18 protein-coding genes are annotated in these 15,724 nt (G+C 59.2%); 5 read left to right on the forward strand and 13 right to left on the reverse strand.

The annotated features are described in order from the left end of the window. Nucleotides 1-235, forward strand: a 235-nt coding sequence (locus tag EPG66_RS22855) for a hypothetical protein (protein ID WP_220495161.1), incomplete at its 5' end; no start/stop codon positions are given. A 27-nt stretch (nt 236-262) separates the two neighbouring features. Here the strand turns inward: EPG66_RS22855 and mtnK are convergent. Then, the gene (gene mtnK, locus EPG66_RS07705; RefSeq protein ID WP_064704545.1) at nt 263-1,462 is read right to left on the reverse strand and encodes an S-methyl-5-thioribose kinase; all 1,200 of its coding nucleotides are present in this window, start codon (nt 1,460-1,462) and stop codon (nt 263-265) included. 122 nt (nt 1,463-1,584) lie between these two features. On the opposite strand from mtnK, the gene mtnA reads away from it, so the two are divergent. After that, entirely contained in the window at nt 1,585-2,607 is a 1,023-nt protein-coding gene (mtnA, locus tag EPG66_RS07710) for an S-methyl-5-thioribose-1-phosphate isomerase (RefSeq protein WP_182686394.1), read from the forward strand. 56 nt (nt 2,608-2,663) lie between these two features. Here mtnA and EPG66_RS07715 read toward each other — a convergent pair whose 3' ends face one another. From EPG66_RS07715 to EPG66_RS07725, 3 genes are read right to left on the reverse strand one after another with little or no spacing between them, the layout of a single operon-like run. After that, nucleotides 2,664-3,206: a 1,2-dihydroxy-3-keto-5-methylthiopentene dioxygenase gene (locus EPG66_RS07715; RefSeq protein ID WP_182686396.1), complete on the reverse strand. Its 543-nt coding sequence runs from the start codon at nt 3,204-3,206 to the stop codon at nt 2,664-2,666. A gap of 1 nt (nt 3,207) precedes the next feature. Continuing rightward, nucleotides 3,208-3,891, reverse strand: coding sequence for an acireductone synthase (mtnC, locus tag EPG66_RS07720; protein WP_182686399.1), 684 nt, complete (start codon nt 3,889-3,891; stop codon nt 3,208-3,210). Then, nucleotides 3,888-4,502, reverse strand: coding sequence for a methylthioribulose 1-phosphate dehydratase (locus tag EPG66_RS07725; RefSeq protein ID WP_010255165.1), 615 nt, complete (start codon nt 4,500-4,502; stop codon nt 3,888-3,890). Before EPG66_RS07725 ends, mtnC begins: the two co-directional genes overlap by 4 nt. Before the next feature lie 352 nt (nt 4,503-4,854). On the opposite strand from EPG66_RS07725, the gene EPG66_RS07730 reads away from it, so the two are divergent. Beyond that, the gene (locus EPG66_RS07730) at nt 4,855-6,015 is read left to right on the forward strand and encodes a pyridoxal phosphate-dependent aminotransferase (protein ID WP_045140745.1); all 1,161 of its coding nucleotides are present in this window, start codon (nt 4,855-4,857) and stop codon (nt 6,013-6,015) included. After that, complete coding sequence (locus EPG66_RS07735) at nt 6,003-6,770, forward strand: amidohydrolase (protein ID WP_010255163.1); 768 nt, start codon at nt 6,003-6,005, stop codon at nt 6,768-6,770. Before EPG66_RS07730 ends, EPG66_RS07735 begins: the two co-directional genes overlap by 13 nt. A gap of 27 nt (nt 6,771-6,797) precedes the next feature. Here the strand turns inward: EPG66_RS07735 and uraH are convergent, their stop codons facing one another. From uraH to hpxU, 9 genes are all read right to left on the reverse strand, one after another. After that, nucleotides 6,798-7,133, reverse strand: a complete 336-nt coding sequence (gene uraH, locus EPG66_RS07740; RefSeq protein ID WP_031590398.1) for a hydroxyisourate hydrolase — start codon at nt 7,131-7,133, stop codon at nt 6,798-6,800. Further along, nucleotides 7,130-7,624: a 2-oxo-4-hydroxy-4-carboxy-5-ureidoimidazoline decarboxylase gene (uraD, locus tag EPG66_RS07745; protein WP_182686401.1), complete on the reverse strand. Its 495-nt coding sequence runs from the start codon at nt 7,622-7,624 to the stop codon at nt 7,130-7,132. Before uraD ends, uraH begins: the two co-directional genes overlap by 4 nt. Before the next feature lie 2 nt (nt 7,625-7,626). Beyond that, the gene (hpxK, locus tag EPG66_RS07750) at nt 7,627-8,880 is read right to left on the reverse strand and encodes an allantoate amidohydrolase (RefSeq protein ID WP_039389535.1); all 1,254 of its coding nucleotides are present in this window, start codon (nt 8,878-8,880) and stop codon (nt 7,627-7,629) included. Next, nucleotides 8,877-10,112, reverse strand: coding sequence for a pyridoxal-phosphate-dependent aminotransferase family protein (locus EPG66_RS07755; protein WP_010671148.1), 1,236 nt, complete (start codon nt 10,110-10,112; stop codon nt 8,877-8,879). The genes hpxK and EPG66_RS07755 overlap by 4 nt, the downstream gene beginning before the upstream one ends. Before the next feature lie 20 nt (nt 10,113-10,132). Continuing rightward, nucleotides 10,133-10,864, reverse strand: a complete 732-nt coding sequence (locus EPG66_RS07760) for an amino acid ABC transporter ATP-binding protein (protein WP_010671147.1) — start codon at nt 10,862-10,864, stop codon at nt 10,133-10,135. Continuing rightward, the gene (locus EPG66_RS07765; protein ID WP_031590401.1) at nt 10,845-11,501 is read right to left on the reverse strand and encodes an amino acid ABC transporter permease; all 657 of its coding nucleotides are present in this window, start codon (nt 11,499-11,501) and stop codon (nt 10,845-10,847) included. The genes EPG66_RS07760 and EPG66_RS07765 overlap by 20 nt, the downstream gene beginning before the upstream one ends. Beyond that, complete coding sequence (locus EPG66_RS07770; RefSeq protein ID WP_010255155.1) at nt 11,501-12,169, reverse strand: amino acid ABC transporter permease; 669 nt, start codon at nt 12,167-12,169, stop codon at nt 11,501-11,503. The genes EPG66_RS07765 and EPG66_RS07770 overlap by 1 nt, the downstream gene beginning before the upstream one ends. Before the next feature lie 10 nt (nt 12,170-12,179). Further along, entirely contained in the window at nt 12,180-12,965 is a 786-nt protein-coding gene (locus tag EPG66_RS07775) for a transporter substrate-binding domain-containing protein (RefSeq protein WP_182686403.1), read from the reverse strand. A 192-nt stretch (nt 12,966-13,157) separates the two neighbouring features. Further along, on the reverse strand, nt 13,158-13,997 hold the full coding sequence (gene hpxU, locus EPG66_RS07780; RefSeq protein WP_010255152.1) for a MurR/RpiR family transcriptional regulator HpxU: 840 nt from the start codon (nt 13,995-13,997) through the stop codon (nt 13,158-13,160). Nucleotides 13,998-14,135: 138 nt separating this feature from the next. Here hpxU and EPG66_RS07785 point away from each other — a divergent pair, with 138 nt between their 5' ends. After that, on the forward strand, nt 14,136-15,722 hold the full coding sequence (locus EPG66_RS07785) for a gamma-glutamyltransferase family protein (protein WP_182686405.1): 1,587 nt from the start codon (nt 14,136-14,138) through the stop codon (nt 15,720-15,722). The last annotated feature ends 2 nt before the right edge of the window (nt 15,723-15,724 follow it).

The following is a 15,724-nucleotide window of genomic DNA, read 5'->3' on the forward strand; positions in this document are numbered from 1 at the left end:
TACTGAAGTTTCAGAGCAGGCCGGGGCCGGGCAGGAGCAGGCAATCCGCAGCGCTGAACAGAATGAGTCTGCCAGGAGAGCCCGCAGGACGCGGGCGAAAGGCGGGGCGGCACAGGATGTGCCATCCCCGGCGGTCCGTCAGGCAGAGAAATGGAGTGAAGGAACCGCGCAGCGGCGCGAGGACCGCCAGCCCCTGCCCGGCACCAGACTGCGTTATCACCTGTCGCTTAACTGACTGGCATCAAACATCACCTCGGCTTTTTTATCCTGCCTGACGGATGCGGGCAATCAGTGCATCCGCGTCTTCTACATGATCTGCTGCCAGAATCAGCGTGCGTCCCAGATTAATTGCATTACGGATGCAGTCGGTACGCATTGCCGGATCGGCAATCAGCTTCATATCCGCCACGTGTGACATCCCCACCGTGCGGCGAATCAGTTCGGTGCCGCAGTAACCGATGGTATCGGCCCATACTTTACGCAGAAACGCCTCCGCATAGCCTGGATAAGCCAGTGCCTCATCACGGGTTTTCTCTGCCGCCAGTGCCAGAAAGCCCGCGGCAAAGGTGGTCCAGAGCGTATGCACATCGCTGAGGCGCTGCTCACGTGCATCGGCAGCCTCACGCGGTGGCAGCAGACCCGGCAGGCCGCAGTAGTTAATCAGCAGGTTGCCAATGGCGGTGCCGACATCAAAACCGATGGGACCAAAATAGCCAAACTCCGCATCAATCGCTTTCAGGCTGCCATCAGCAACGAAAATCGATCCGCTGTGAATATCACCATGCAACAGCGCTTCAGCGTGGGCAAAGAAACGATGCTTGAGACCGCCCACCGCAATGCGCAGTGCATCGTCATTACGCAGGCTGGCGACCAGCGGTTCAAGCGCTTCGGGATAGCTATTGCGCTCATGGTCGGTATAGGGATCGTTAAAGAAAAGATCTTCGGTGATTTCACACATTTCCGGATTAATGAAACGCGCTACTTCCGCTTTTTTCTGGTGCGGATGCAGGATAAAATCGGAGGTATGAAACAGGGTTTGTGCCAGATAGTCGCCTAACTGCTGAGCCGCTTCCGGGTAATAAGCGCCCTTCACCAGCTCGCCACGCCAGATACGATGAGTGGAGAGATCTTCCATTACCATCACCGCCAGCTCCGCATCGTAATGGGTGATCTTCACCGTGTGCTGCGGACAATATTTGTAATGTTCGACCAGGGTCTGCGCTTCCAGCCGCGCCCGATCCAGCGTCAGCGGCCACGACTCACCCACACAGCGCACATAGGGCAGCGCCTGCTTGACCACTACCCGGCTGTTGCCCTGATCGTCATAAATTTTAAACACCAGGTTGAGGTTGCCATCACCAATCTCTTCTGCGCTGCTCAGCGCGGCAGGATTGTCCACGCCGCCAAATTGTCGGGCATATTCCACAGCATCAGCAGCAGTAAAGGTACGGTATTGCGACATTGCCTGTTCCTCATCAATCGAAGGGGGATAACCTGGGTGTAATAAGCCGTTCAGACGTCTATACATCCGTTCAGCATGTTGGCACAATAGGTATCATTAACGCAACATGGATTTCACCCACAATGCAGACACTTCAAACCACCAGCTTACAGGTTCGTGACAATCAGCTCTGGATTCTGGATCAGCAGGCACTGCCGCAGCAAAAGAACTGGCTGCCCGCGCACAGCGTGCCTCAGCTGATTGAACATATTCATGCGCTGCGGGTTCGCGGTGCGCCGCTGATCGGCCTTTCCGCCTCGCTGCTGCTGGCGTTGCTGGCAGAACAGGGGCAGACGCGCGCTGAACTGGCGCAGGCGCTGGAGACCCTGCGCGCCGCCCGCCCTACCGCTGTCAATCTGATGAACAATCTGGACCGGATGAAACTGGCGCTGGCGCAGCCGGACTTTGCCCCCGCACTGGCAGAGGAAGCCTGGCGGCTGGTGCAGGAAGATAAGCAGCTGTGTGACGCCATCGCTGACGCGGGTTGTACGCGGGTGAAACCCGGCAGCCAGCTGCTGACCCACTGCAATACCGGCGGACTGGCCACCGCCGGTGTGGGCACCGCCCTTGGCGTGATTGCCCGCGCCCATCAGCAGGGGCTGATTAAGAATGTCTGGGTTGATGAAACCCGTCCGCTGTTACAGGGCGGCAGGTTAACCGCCTGGGAGCTGGGCGAGCTGGCGATTCCTTACACCCTGATTACCGATTCCATGACCGCCAGCCTGATGGCCCGTGGAGAGGTCGATGCCGTATGGGTAGGCGCTGACCGCATTGCCGCCAACGGCGATGTGGCGAATAAAATCGGCACCTACAGCCTGGCGGTGCTGGCCCATTATCATCAGATTCCGTTTTACGTGGCGGCCCCGCATACCACGCTGGATCGCAGCTGTCCGGACGGCGCAGCGATTCCTATTGAGCAGCGCGCCGCCAGTGAAGTGACGGGCGTTGCCGGCAGTTTTGGCAGCGTGCAGTGGGCGCCGGAAGCGGCGAAGGTCTATAACCCGGCGTTTGATGTCACGCCCGCCCCCCTGATCAGCGGCTGGGTACTGGACACCGGGGTAGTCACGCCTGACCAGGTTCAGGGTGGCATTTTCCAGCCACAATAGCGGTCTGCAAGGCGTTTACCGTGAGCGGCAAACGCCTTGCGAAAACGACGGGCGGTTTACGCCAGACGCGGATAGGCATCCGCAATCTTATCGCCGGTAAAGTTCGCTACCCAGCCTTCCTGATTATCGAAAATACGGATAGCCGTGAAGTGCGGTGACGATCCCATATCAAACCAGTGTGGTGTTCCCGCAGGTACCGAGATCAGATCGTTTTTTTCGCAGAGGATCTGCAGGATTTCGCCATCCAGGTGCAGACAGAAGAGTCCGGCCCCCTCAACAAAGAAACGCACCTCATCTTCGCCGTGCGTATGTTCAGAGAGGAACTTCTCGCGCAGCACGGTTTTCTGCGGATTATCGGCGCGCATGCTGATCACATCCCAGCTCTGATAGCCCTTCTCTGCCACCAGCCGATCGATCGCATGCTGATAGGCGTTGATCACCGTTTCGGGAGCCGGATTTTCACCCAGATCGCGATCGGCTTCCCAGCGCTCAAAACGGACGCCTTTGGTGCTCAGGCGTTCACGAATTTCTTCCGCGTCGGTGCTGTACCACACCGGCTGGCTGGCTTCGCGGTCGGTAAAAATAGTCAGTGCGCTCATCCTAAATCGACTCCGGGTTAATCTGGGAAAAATCTGTCACCTGACGATGGCGGCTCTCGCCGTCCGCATCGCCACGCAGTAGTTGCAGCGTCTGCCAGCCCGCCTCAGCGGCGGCATCCAGCTCCTGATGAATATCGGAGAGAAACAGCAGCTGCTCCGCTGGCTGACCAATTTCAGCGGCGATAGCGCGATAGGCTGCGACTTCGCGTTTGGCACCTACGTGCGTATCAAAATAGCCGCTGAAGAGGTCAGTAATATCACCTTCGTCGCTGTAGCCAAATAACAATTTCTGCGCCGCAACCGAGCCGGAGGAATATACATACAGTTCAATGCCCTGCGCCTTCCAGCGGCTCAGTGCAGGCAGGACGTCGGGATAGAGATGACCGGTAAAACTGCCGTTAAGATAGCCATCGCGCCAGATCATGCCCTGCAGCGCTTTCAGGCCGGTTGATTTGCGATCCTGGTCCATAAACCCCAGCAGAATCTCTGTTATCGCATCCAGGTCGGCCTGCGGCTGACCGGCCTCCTCTCGCACCGACTGCAGCGCTGCGGCGACGTCAGGCTGATGCGCATTTTCACGCAGGAAGCTCGCCAGATGCTGACGGGCGTAGGGAAACAGGATGTTATGTACAAAACGGATATCGCTGGTGGTGCCTTCGATATCCGTAACAATGGCGCGAATCATGCTCTCTCCAGCAGGCGACGTTGACGTTCACATTCAAATAAAAATTCCAGACCTTCCAGATGACGGCGTGCTTCGCTGACATCCCGGCCCCAGCAGGTTAAGCCGTGACCGCGCAGCAGAAAGCCGTAACGCAGCGGAAAGCGGGCGGCGTAATCTTCAATTTCTGACGCCAGCGCCGCAATGTCCTGGCTGTTGTCGAACACAGGAATGGCCAGCGTATCCAGATGGGTGTGCTGGCCGCTTAATGATTTTTGCATCTCATAGCCGTGCAGCAGCAGCGCCGCGCCCTGCTCCACCCGCGACAGAACAGTCGCATTCACGGTGTGGGTATGCAGCACCGCGCCCGCCTCGGGAAAGAGTCGATAGATCATTGTGTGCAGACCCGTTTCTGCCGACGGCTTACGGCCAGAGAGCGACTGGCTGGTAGCAATATCGACCTCGATAAAGTCATCCCGCGTCAGCGTGCCTTTATCTTTGCCCGATTCACTCAGCAGGCAGACATGTTCATCGCGGCGCACCGACATATTTCCGCCGGTGGCCGGTGCCCAGCCTTTCGCGCCAATCCAGTGACAGGCGGCGACCAGCTGATCTAATGGAAGACTCTGCGACATAAAAGTTCCTTGCGGTGAAATAGGATTCCGGGTGGCTCAGATAACGATAATGGCTATAAAATTACAACAGATTGAAAATCTTAAAAAGTTAGCAAGCGTGCCCGACTGTTGAGCCATACTCTCCGGGTCCTGCCAGATGATCCGCATCTCAGCAAGGCGGCAAGTGCGCTTACCCCGTGAGCTGACACTCGTCAGTGACCGGGGTAAGCAAACGAAGCTAACGAAGCTGAGGTGTGGAGCATGACGCATTTAGCCATCTAAGCGTCTTGATTGCCAAATACTACCATCCTGTTTATAGTGGCACAAACACCGGGTGACACCGCATCAATCTTCGCGCTTAAGGCATGACATCATGACGCAGCACAACCTGATCCCCGAGAGTAAACTCCCTTTGCTCGGCACCACCATTTTCAGCCAGATGAGTGCGCTGGCGCAGCAGCATAACGCCATCAATCTCTCTCAGGGCTTTCCCGATTTTAGCGGCCCGGATTATCTGCAGCAGCGGCTGGCGTATCACGTCAGCCAGGGCGCGAACCAGTATGCGCCGATGACGGGTGCGCTGCCGTTACGTGAGGCGATAGCAGAGAAAACCGCGCGGCTTTATGACTATCGTCCTGATGTCGAAACGGAGATTACGGTGACGGCGGGCGCAACCGAAGCGCTTTATGCGGCGATTACCGCGCTGGTGCGGCCGGGCGATGAGGTGATCTGCTTTGATCCCAGCTACGACAGCTATGCGCCTGCGGTAGAGTTGTCGGGCGGCGTGATGAAACGCATTACGCTGCAGCCGCCCGCTTTCCGGGTGGACTGGCAGGCGTTTGCTGCGCTGCTGAGTGATAAAACCCGGCTGGTGATCCTGAATACGCCGCACAATCCTTCCGCCACCGTCTGGCAGCAGCAGGATTTCGCCGCGCTGTGGCAGGCGATTGCTGCGCGGCCGGTCTATGTGCTGAGCGACGAAGTCTATGAGCACATCTGCTTTGATCAGGCGGGCCACGCCAGCGTGCTGGCACATCCCGAACTGCGCCAGCGTGCCATCGCGGTGTCATCATTTGGTAAGACCTTCCATATGACCGGCTGGAAAGTGGGCTACTGCATTGCCCCTGCCGCGATCAGCGCGGAACTGCGCAAGGTGCATCAGTATCTGACCTTCTCCGTGAATACGCCGGCGCAGCTGGCGATTGCCGATATGCTGCGTGAGCATCCGGAGCACTATCTTGAGCTGCCAGCGTTTTATCGCGACCGTCGCGATCGGCTGGCAACGGCGCTAAGCAGCAGCCGCTTTAAGGTACTCCCCTGCGAAGGTACCTACTTTTTGCTGGTCGATTACAGCGCCATCTCCGATCTGGATGATGTCAGTTTCTGCCAGTGGCTGACCCGCGAAGTGGGCGTTGCCGCGATTCCTCTGTCGGTGTTCTGCGCCGATCCCTTTCCTCATAAACTGATCCGCCTCTGTTTTGCCAAACAGCCGGCGACATTAGATGCCGCCGCGGAGCGCTTATGTCAGCTTTGAAAATCACGTTACTGCAGGAGACGCTGAGCTGGATGGATGGCGAGGCCAACCTGCGCCATTTTGACGAGCAACTGGATGGACTCAACGGGCGCGATCTGATTTTACTGCCAGAGATGTTTACCACCGGCTTTGCAATGGAAGCGGCGAAAAGCTCGCTGCCACAGGCGCAGGTGGTGGAGTGGCTGCATCAGCATGCCCGTCGCAACGATGCCCTGGTCGGCGGCAGTGCGGCGATTCAGACCGAACACGGCGCGGTAAACCGCTTCCTGCTGGTGGAGCCGGACGGCACGCTGCATCAGTATGACAAGCGCCACCTGTTCCGCATGGCGGACGAGCATCACCACTATCTGCCTGGCGAACAGCGTCAGGTGTTTGAGTGGCGCGGCTGGCGCATCCTGCCGCAAATCTGTTACGACCTGCGTTTCCCGGTCTTCTCGCGCAACCGCAATGATTACGATCTGGCGCTCTATGTCGCCAACTGGCCTGCACCGCGTGCACTGCACTGGCAGGCGCTGCTGCTGGCGCGGGCGATTGAAAATCAGGCTTATGTGGCAGGCTGTAACCGCGTCGGCAGTGATGGCAATCAGCATGAATACAGCGGCGACAGCCAGATTATTTCACCGCAGGGCGAGATCCTCAGCGCGGCTGAGCCGCACCAGCGCGCCAGGCTGGACGCAGAGCTGTCGCTGGACGCACTGAATGCTTATCGCGAGCGCTTCCCGGCCTGGCAGGATGCGGATCGCTTTTCGCTGTGAATTCCGGGCGGGCAGTCAGCCCGCCCATTAACTGCCGCGATAAGTTGACCACGACCAGGGCGAAATCAGAAACGGCAGATGAAAGTGACTGCCCGCTTCGGCAATCATAAAATCGATCTGCGCGCTGACGTAGAGTGCATCCCGACCAGCGGCGGCAAAATAGTCGCCGATTTCTGCCGTTAAACGGTAGTGGCCCGGCGTCAGCGGCTCGGGCGTGAGATCTTTCAGACGCCCGTCGCTGTCGGTTTCACCCTGTGAAATCGGAAACCACCCTTCCGGGCTGTTCTGCTCAAGTGAAATCGCTACACCGCTGGCCGGTTTGCCCAGCGAAGTGTCCAGAATATGGGTGGTAACAGTACTCATTGAATCGTCTCCTTCAGGCGTAACAGGGTAATTTCACGCAGCTGATCCAGCGCCTCCTGCTGCTCGGCAGGATCGCTATTCTGCAACCGACGCTGCAACTCTGCCAGCATCTGCTCGCCGCTGCGCCCTTTAGCGCGAATCAGAAACACCCGGCCAAAACGGGCTTCATACGCCTGATTCCCCTGCTGCATCGCCTGCTGCAAAGCGCTGTCGGCCTGCTGCATGGCGGACTGCTCTCCGCGCGACAGGGCCGCCTCTTTATCCGCGCCGTTCGCACGTTCACCGATGCGCGGATGCGCCGACAGTGCTGCCTCCAGCTCAGGCTGCTGCCACTGGCGGGCCAGTGCATCGGCGGTTGCCCGTAACGCATCCAGGGTGTCAAAAGGCCGGGCCGCTACCAGCGACTGCTGCCAGTGCGGGATGGCGACACAATGCCGGATGGCCACCTGCGCCTCGTCAGCCGACAGCTGATTAAATGCGGCTAATTCCATGTTCAGCTCCGTTCAGCAATCAGCGAAACCGCCTGTAAATAAGCCTGCAGCGCGGGCGCCACATCAGCCACCGCGACGGACTCCGCCGGATGGTGGCTGATACCGCGATGGTTACGCACAAATAACATGCCGACCGGCCAGCGTTCAGCGATAGCGATGGCGTCGTGCCCGGCGCCGCTCGGCAGTGACAGGCTGCGACCCTGCACCGTTTCCACCGCATGACTCAGCGCCTGCTGCAGCGCGGAGTCACAGGCGGTGGCACCGATGCGATAATATTCGTTCGACTCAAAGCGGAGTCCACGCCGCAGCGCAATCGCCTCCGCCTGGGTTAACAGGCTGGAGAGCAGTGTCTCCAGCGGGTTGTCCAGCGGACCGCGCACGTCCAGCGACAGCGATACCTCGCCAGGGATTACATTTACCGCCCCCGGCGCGCAGTTTATCGTACCGACGGTGGCGACCAGTTGCGGGTCCTGCTCACGGGTGGTCTGCTCGATAAACACCATCCACTCGGCAGCGGCAGCCAGCGCATCTTTGCGGTGGGTCATCGGCACCGTGCCCGCGTGGCCCGCTTCTCCGGTGAAACGGCAGTTGAGGCGGCGCGCACCGTTGATGGCCGTGACCACACCGAGCGCCAGATCCTCCTGCTCCAGGCAGGGGCCCTGCTCGATGTGCAGTTCAAGATAACCGACGATATCCTCAACCCGCCGCGCCGCAGATGCGATCTTGTCGCTGTCGAGCCCGACATCCGCCATCGCCTGCGCCACGGTAATGCCGTTACCGTCAGGATGCGTCACCCAGCTTTGCGGCCAGCTGCCGGTAATACCACGGCTGCCGAGCAGCGTGATGCCAAAACGGGTGCCCTCTTCGTCGCCAAAGCCAATGACTTCAATCGCCAGCGGTAAGCGGCGCTGATGTTCGTTAAGCCACTGCACGGTTTCAATCGCGCTGAGCACGCCCAGCATGCCGTCATAGCGACCGGCGTTGCGCACCGTGTCGAGATGCGAGCCAAGCAGTAACGCGGGTGCACCCGTTTCTGCCGCCTCGTAGCGCCCACAGATATTGCCGACCTCATCCTGCCACACCTGCATCCCCGCCGCCTGCATCCACTCACCGACACAGGCGTTGGCGCGCAGATGTTCGGGTGAGAGGTAGACGCGGGTCAGCCCCTCGGCTGTTTCGCTGATCGCTGCCAGCGCATCGCAGCGCGCCATAACGCGCTGTGCAGCGGCCAGGGCTTCGCTGGCGCTCATCATCATGCGTGGCTCCCGTAGTGATCCCAGGCGGCCTGCGCGGCGGCACCCTGCGGCGTGCGATAGCCGACATAGGTCAGCACCGTTTCCAGCGCGGAAAGAGTCTGCATCACGCAATCTTTGCGCGCGTTATAACCCATGGTGCCGATGCGCCACACCTTGCCATGCAGCGGGCCAAACGAGGTGCCAATCTCAATGCCGAAATCTTCCAGCATCAGTTTGCGCACCTGATCGCCGTTTACGCCGGACGGGATCATCACGCCCAGCACATTGTTCATTTTGTGTTTCAGGTCGCCGAAGGTTTCCAGCCCCATCCCCTGAATGCCTTTCAGCAATGCTTCACCGTGCAGTTTGTGACGGGCGATGCCGTTGTCCAGCCCCTCCTGCAGGATCAGACGGGCGCACTCGCGCGCGCCAAACAGTGCGCTGGTCGCTTCGGTATGGTGGTTGAGCCGCTCCGGCCCCCAGTAATCCATGATCATGCCGAGATCAAAATAGTTGGAGTAGATCATCTCCTCTTCGCCATCCTGATGCGCCTCGGTGCGGATCCCCTGCTCTACGCATTTGCGTTTGCGGATCACCGCTTCCATCTCTGCACTCAGCGTGATCGGCGAGGTACCCGATGGACCGCCCAGGCATTTCTGCATCCCCGCGGATACGGCATCGAGTCCCCAGGCGTCCGTTTCCAGCGCGTTACCCGCCAGCGACGCGGTGGCATCGGTGTAGAACAGCACGCCATACTGTTTGCAGATCGCCCCCAACTGCTCAAGCGGCTGCAGCATGGTGGTTGAGGTATCGCCCTGCACGGTCAGCAGCAGGCGCGGCCGCACTTTTTTGATCGCATCTTCAATCTGGTCGGGAGTAAAGACTTCGCCCCACGGCACTTCAATGGTGTGCACTTCCGCCCGACAGCGGCGGGCAATTTCGCACAGCAGATGACCAAAGCGGCCAAACACCGGTACCAGCACTTTGTCGCCAGGCCGGATCGATGACAGCAGAATCGATTCGATACCGGCGCGAGAGGTGCCGTCAATCAGCAACGTCCAGCGGTTCTCTGTGCGAAACACGCCGCGATAGAGCGCCATCACTTCATTCATGTAGTGGGTCATCGCAGGATCGTACTGCCCCAGCAACTGACTCGACATAGCGCGCAGCACGCGTGGATCGGCGTTGATCGGTCCTGGCCCCATCAACAGACGCTGTGGCGGGTTAAGTTGCGGGTAGTGATTGATATCCATCGTAATTTCCTTTTTCAGAATCAGAGGCGAACCGAAGAGATAAACTGCTTCAGCTCCGGTGACTGCGGCTGAGCAAACAGCGTCTTACTGTCGCCCTGCTCCCAGACGCGCCCCTGATGCATAAAGACCACACGATCGCCCACGTCGCGGGCGAAGCTCATTTCATGCGTGACGAGGATCAGCGTCATTCCTTCTGACGCCAGCTGCTCCAGAACTTTAAGCACTTCGCCCACCAGCTCGGGATCGAGCGCGGAGGTGATCTCATCACAGAGTAAAACTTTCGGCGTCATCGCCAGTGCACGGGCGATCGCCACGCGCTGCTGCTGACCGCCGGAGAGGCTGGCAGGATAGTAGTTGAGACGCTCGCCCAGCCCGACCTTCTCCAGCATCTGCGCCGCCAGCGCCCGGCACTCGGCCTCGCTTTTTTTCAGCACCCGGCGCGGCGCCAGCATCACGTTCTCCAGTGCCGTCATGTGCGGGAACAGGTTGAAGCTCTGAAATACCATCCCGACCGAGCGGCTGATTTCACGCGCCTGCGAGTCGCGATCGGTAATCGTCATACCGCCGAGCTTGATGCTGCCCTCCTGATAGCCTTCCAGCCCGTTCATGCAGCGCAGCAGCGTGCTTTTGCCCGATCCGCTGCGACCGATGATTGAGATCACCTCGCCCATGTCGATATCCAGATCCACGCCTTTCAACACATGGTTGTCGCCGTAATATTTTTGCACCTGATTAATGGTGATGAGCGGCATTGAATTTTTTCTCCAGATACTGGCTGTAGCGAGACAGCGGATAACACATCAGGAAGTAGCCCAGCGCCACCAGCCCAAAGACTTTAAACGGCTGATAGGTCACGTTGTTCAGAATGGTGCCCGCTTTGGTCAGCTCGATAAAACCGATAATTGACGCCAGCGCGGTGCCCTTGATCACCTGGACAGCAAACCCCACCGTCGGCGCGATACCGATGCGGATCGCCTGCGGCGCAACCACCCGCCACAGCGTCTGACCAAAGGTCAGGCCGAGACAGCGCGACGCTTCCCACTGGCCTTTTGGCAGGGCACGGATGCTGCCGTACCAGATATCGACCAGAAAGGCGCTGGTGTAGAAGGTCAGCGCCAGCGAGGCCGCCGTCCACGGCGCAACATCAATGCCGAACAGGCCGACGCCGAAAAACGCCAGGAACAGCTGCATCAGCAGCGGCGTGCCCTGAAACAGCGCGGTGTAACCGCGTACCAGCCGCGTTAACCATTTGCGTTGCAGCAGGCGCATAAACAACAGCGGCAGCGTCACCAGCGTGCCGCCGACAAAGGCCACCAGCGACAGCAACAGGGTCCAGCGTGCCGCCAGCAGCAGGTTGCGCAGGATGTCCCAGTCGGTAAAGGTCGTCATCATGATGGCTGCACTCCAAACCATTTACGGCCAATCGCCAGCAGCAGATGGCGCATCGCAATCGACAACGCCAGGTAGATCAGCGTGGTCACCAGATAGACCTCAAAACTTAAGAAGGTGCGCGACTGGATCAGGTTGGCGGCGAAGGTCAGCTCCTCATAGGAGACCTGCGACACCACCGACGACCCCAGCATCACGATGATGCACTGACTCACCAGGGCCGGGTAAATACGCTGCAGTGCGGGCGGCAAGACCACCCGCAGAAACGTCTGGCTGCGGGTTAATCCCAGCACCCGTCCCGCTTCCCACTGCCCTTTGGGTGTCACCTGTATTCCGGCACGAATGATCTCGGTGCTATACGCTCCGAGGTTGATCAGCATCGCCAGCAGCGCCGCCTCGCCAGCAGTGAGTTTCAGCCCCAGCGCAGGCAGACCGAAAACGATAAAGAACAGTTGCACCACAAACGGCGTATTGCGGATCAGCTCGACATAGATGCCCCACAGGCGGCTCATCCAGCTGGGTCTGCCACTGCGCAGCGCCGCGCCCGCAATGCCGAGCGCCACGCCACCGGTGGTCGCCAGCACCGTCAGCTGAATGGTGACCCACAAACCGGAGAGCAGCTCCGGCCAGTAGGGCCACAGGGCGGGAAAGTTAAGTTGCCCGGTCATGAATCTTTCCTCAGGCGCCGAGGTTGGCGGGCAGCGGTGCTTTCAGCCACTCTTCTGATAGTTTATTCAGAGTGCCATCTTTGATGCCCTGCTCAATCAGCGCATTCACTTTCGCTTTCAGTGCAGGCTCATCTTTCTTCAGGCCGATATAGCAGGGAGAATCTTTCAGCATAAACAGCGCCACCGGCGCTTTGGCCGGATTCTGGCGGGCAATGGCGGCGACCACCAGGTTGCCGGTCGCCACATACTGCACCTGACCGGAGAGATACGCAGACAAGGTAGTGTTGTTATCTTCGTAGCGTTTCACCTGTGCATCTTTCGGCGCAACGTCACTGAGCACCATGTCCTCTACCGCACCGCGCGTCACGCCAATCGATTTGCCGCTCAGGTCAGACGCCGCTTTGATTTCATCGCCTTTCGGCCCGAATACGCCCAGGAAGAACGGCGCATAGGCGCGGGTGAAGTCGATCACTTTTTCCCGCTCGGCATTTTTACCCATGCTGGAGATGACCAGATCGACCTTGTCAGTTTGCAGATAAGGCACGCGGTTGGCACTGCTGACCGGCACCAGCTGCAACTTAAGTTTCATCTGCTTTGCCAGGTATCTGGCCGTGTCGATGTCATACCCCTGCGGCTGCAGATCGGTACCAACCGAGCCAAACGGCGGGAAATCCTGCGGCACGGCGATGCGAATGACGCCGCGTTTCTGGATGTCCTGCAGTTGATCGGCCAGCGCGCTTCCCGCTTGTGCCATCAGTAATGCCGCTGTCGCAACCGCCATCAAAACTTTTTTCATTATGCACCCCGGTGAGATTAACGTGAAACAAAAGATTCTTTGAGATGCAATTTGCAACTAATGTGCCAACCCGAACGGCTACAGAAAAAGGGTTAAGCGGCAAAGCATTCAGCTGAAACCTGGCGTAATCGGGACGACTACGCCGGAGGAAAGTCTGTTCTGAAATGGGGCAAAGCACCAAAATGGTGCCTGTTAGCGGTGCTCCAGCTCGTCAAACTGCTGATAAAGGTCGGCGATCTGATGAATGCGCTGGCGTCCCTGCGCCAGCATTTCATGCAGCAGTGCATTGGCAATCAGGTTAACCAGGCTCATGGCTGAGCCATAACTGTCGAAGGCGGAAACGCTGTCCAGCGGCGTACAGAGCTGCCAGCGCGCCAGCGCAATCACCGTCTGCGCCTGCGGCTCACATAGCGCCAGCAGCGGGATACCGGCCGCCTGCAACTGCTGCATCAGCGGGCGAATGATGCGGGGACGACGACGGAAGGCCATCACGACCACCATATCCTCCGGCGTAATATCCACCAGCTCCTCAGCCAGCGTCTGGCCCGGCTGCGGCAGGATATGTACCTGCGAACGCGCCTGCACCAGCTGCTGCCGCAGATGCAGCGCCACCGGATAGGCGTTGCGCATGCCGATGATAAAGACGCGTTTTGCCTGCGCCAGCTGCTGAATAACCTCATTAAAGTGCCGGGCATCCAGACTGTTCACCCACTGCGTCAGGTTAGCCATCTCCTGCTTGTAGTGTCGCGCCAGCAGCGTATTGCCCTGCACGGCATCACGATTATCGGTCAGCGGCATGCCGCTCTGGCGCAGGATGCGTAGCTCATCACGCATATCCTTGTACTTTTCATAGCCCAGACGCTTAAACAGCCGGCTGACCGTGGCTTTCGACACGCCACTGAGCCGCGCCAGCTCGGCACTGTTGTAGCTGATCAGGTCATCGAAGTGGTCAAACACGAAGTCGGCAATGCGCTGCTCCTGCGGAGAGAGCTGGGGATAGTGACTTCTGAGTCGTTCATCAAGCTGTTTCATAACCCGTCCTGTAACTTTTGTTTCAGCTGAAGCTAGCACAATTTACGCCAGGTTAACCGGCGCATTGTCAGCTGAGGGTGAAAACTGGAACAGCTCTTGCTTTGATATGGGTTCTGTTACCCGAAGAACGAGAAAAAGATGATTCAAAGCAATATGGCCCCGCAGGGGATGGCGGTGACGCCACACCATCTGGCGAGTGAAAGCGCACTCGCGGTACTGCGTGATGGCGGTAATGCCATTGAAGCGATGGTGGCCGCTGCCGCGACCATCGCCGTGGTCTACCCGCATATGAATGGACTGGGCGGTGATGGTTTCTGGCTGATTCTGCCGCCTGGCGGCGATCCTGTCGCTATCGACGCCAGCGGCGCAGCCGGTTCGCTGGCTCATCACGATTTCTACGCCGATCACCCTAAGATTCCGCATCGCGGGCCGAAAGCGGCACTGACCGTGGCCGGTACGGTCAGCGGCTGGCAGGAGGCACTGAATCTCTCGGCTGAGATGGGCACCCCACCGCTGCCGCTGGCACGTCTGTTGCGCGATGCGATTCGCTACGCCGCCGACGGTATTCCGGTGACCGCCTCACAGAGCGCCGCCACCGCGACGTTCCGCAGTGAATTGCAGCATCAGCCCGGCTTCAGCGCCACCTTTATGCCTGACGGCAACGTGCCGCAGCCAGGCAGCCGTTTTACCCAGCCCGCCCTGGCAAACACCCTGAGCCAGCTTACTGAAGAGGGGCTCGAGAGCTTTTATCGCGGCCCGCTGGCTCACCATATGGCCGATGGGATGGCTACGCTGGGCATGCCGGTGACGCTGGCCGATCTGCAGCAGCATCGCGCCCGACGCACGACGCCGCTACATCTCTCCCACAGCGAAGGTGATATCTGGAATATCACCCCGCCAACGCAGGGCATGGTGTCGCTGGCGATCCTGGGCATCACCGATCGGCTGGAGATGGCGGAGGCTGACGATGCGCAGACGGTGCACCGTATCGTGGAAGCCACCAAAAAAGCGTTTGCGCTGCGCGACAAACACATCACCGATCCGCGTCACGTCACGGAAGATTTGCAGGCGCTGCTGGACAGCGATCACCTTGCCACGCTCGCCAGCCAGATCACCGATGGTGAGGCCGCGGCATGGGGTAACGGACGCGGGCCGGGCGATACGGTCTGGATGGGCGTGATGGACAGCAGCGGTCTGGCCGTCTCCTTTATTCAGAGCATTTATCACGAATTTGGCAGCGGTGTGGTGCTGCCCGGCACGGGTATCACCTGGCAGAACCGTGGCGCCGCTTTCAGCCTCGACCCCGACCATCTGCTAGCCCTGGCACCCGGTAAGCAGCCGTTTCATACCCTGAATCCTGCTGCCGCACGGCTGAAAGATGGCCGGACGCTGGTGTATGGCGCGATGGGCGGGGATGGTCAGCCGCAGACTCAGGCGGCGATTTTTACCCGCCATGTAATTCAGGGCTTGCCGTTACAACAGGCGGTCAGTGCGCCGCGCTGGCTGCTGGGCCGGACCTGGGGGCAATCATCAGACTCGCTGAAACTGGAAGGTCGTTTTGACGACGAAACGGTATTGATGCTGCGTCTGTGGGGACATGAAGTGGAGCTTCTGCCGGACTTCAGCGAATCCGTGGGCCATGCGGGCGCCATTGTGCGCCACAGCAACGGCATGTTTGAGGGCGCAAGCGATCCACGCAGTAACGGCAGCGCCGCCGGTTTTTAACA

Origin of the sequence: Pantoea pleuroti (genome assembly GCF_014156615.1) — a bacterium.
Taxonomy (GTDB): Bacteria; Pseudomonadota; Gammaproteobacteria; order Enterobacterales; family Enterobacteriaceae; genus Pantoea; species Pantoea agglomerans.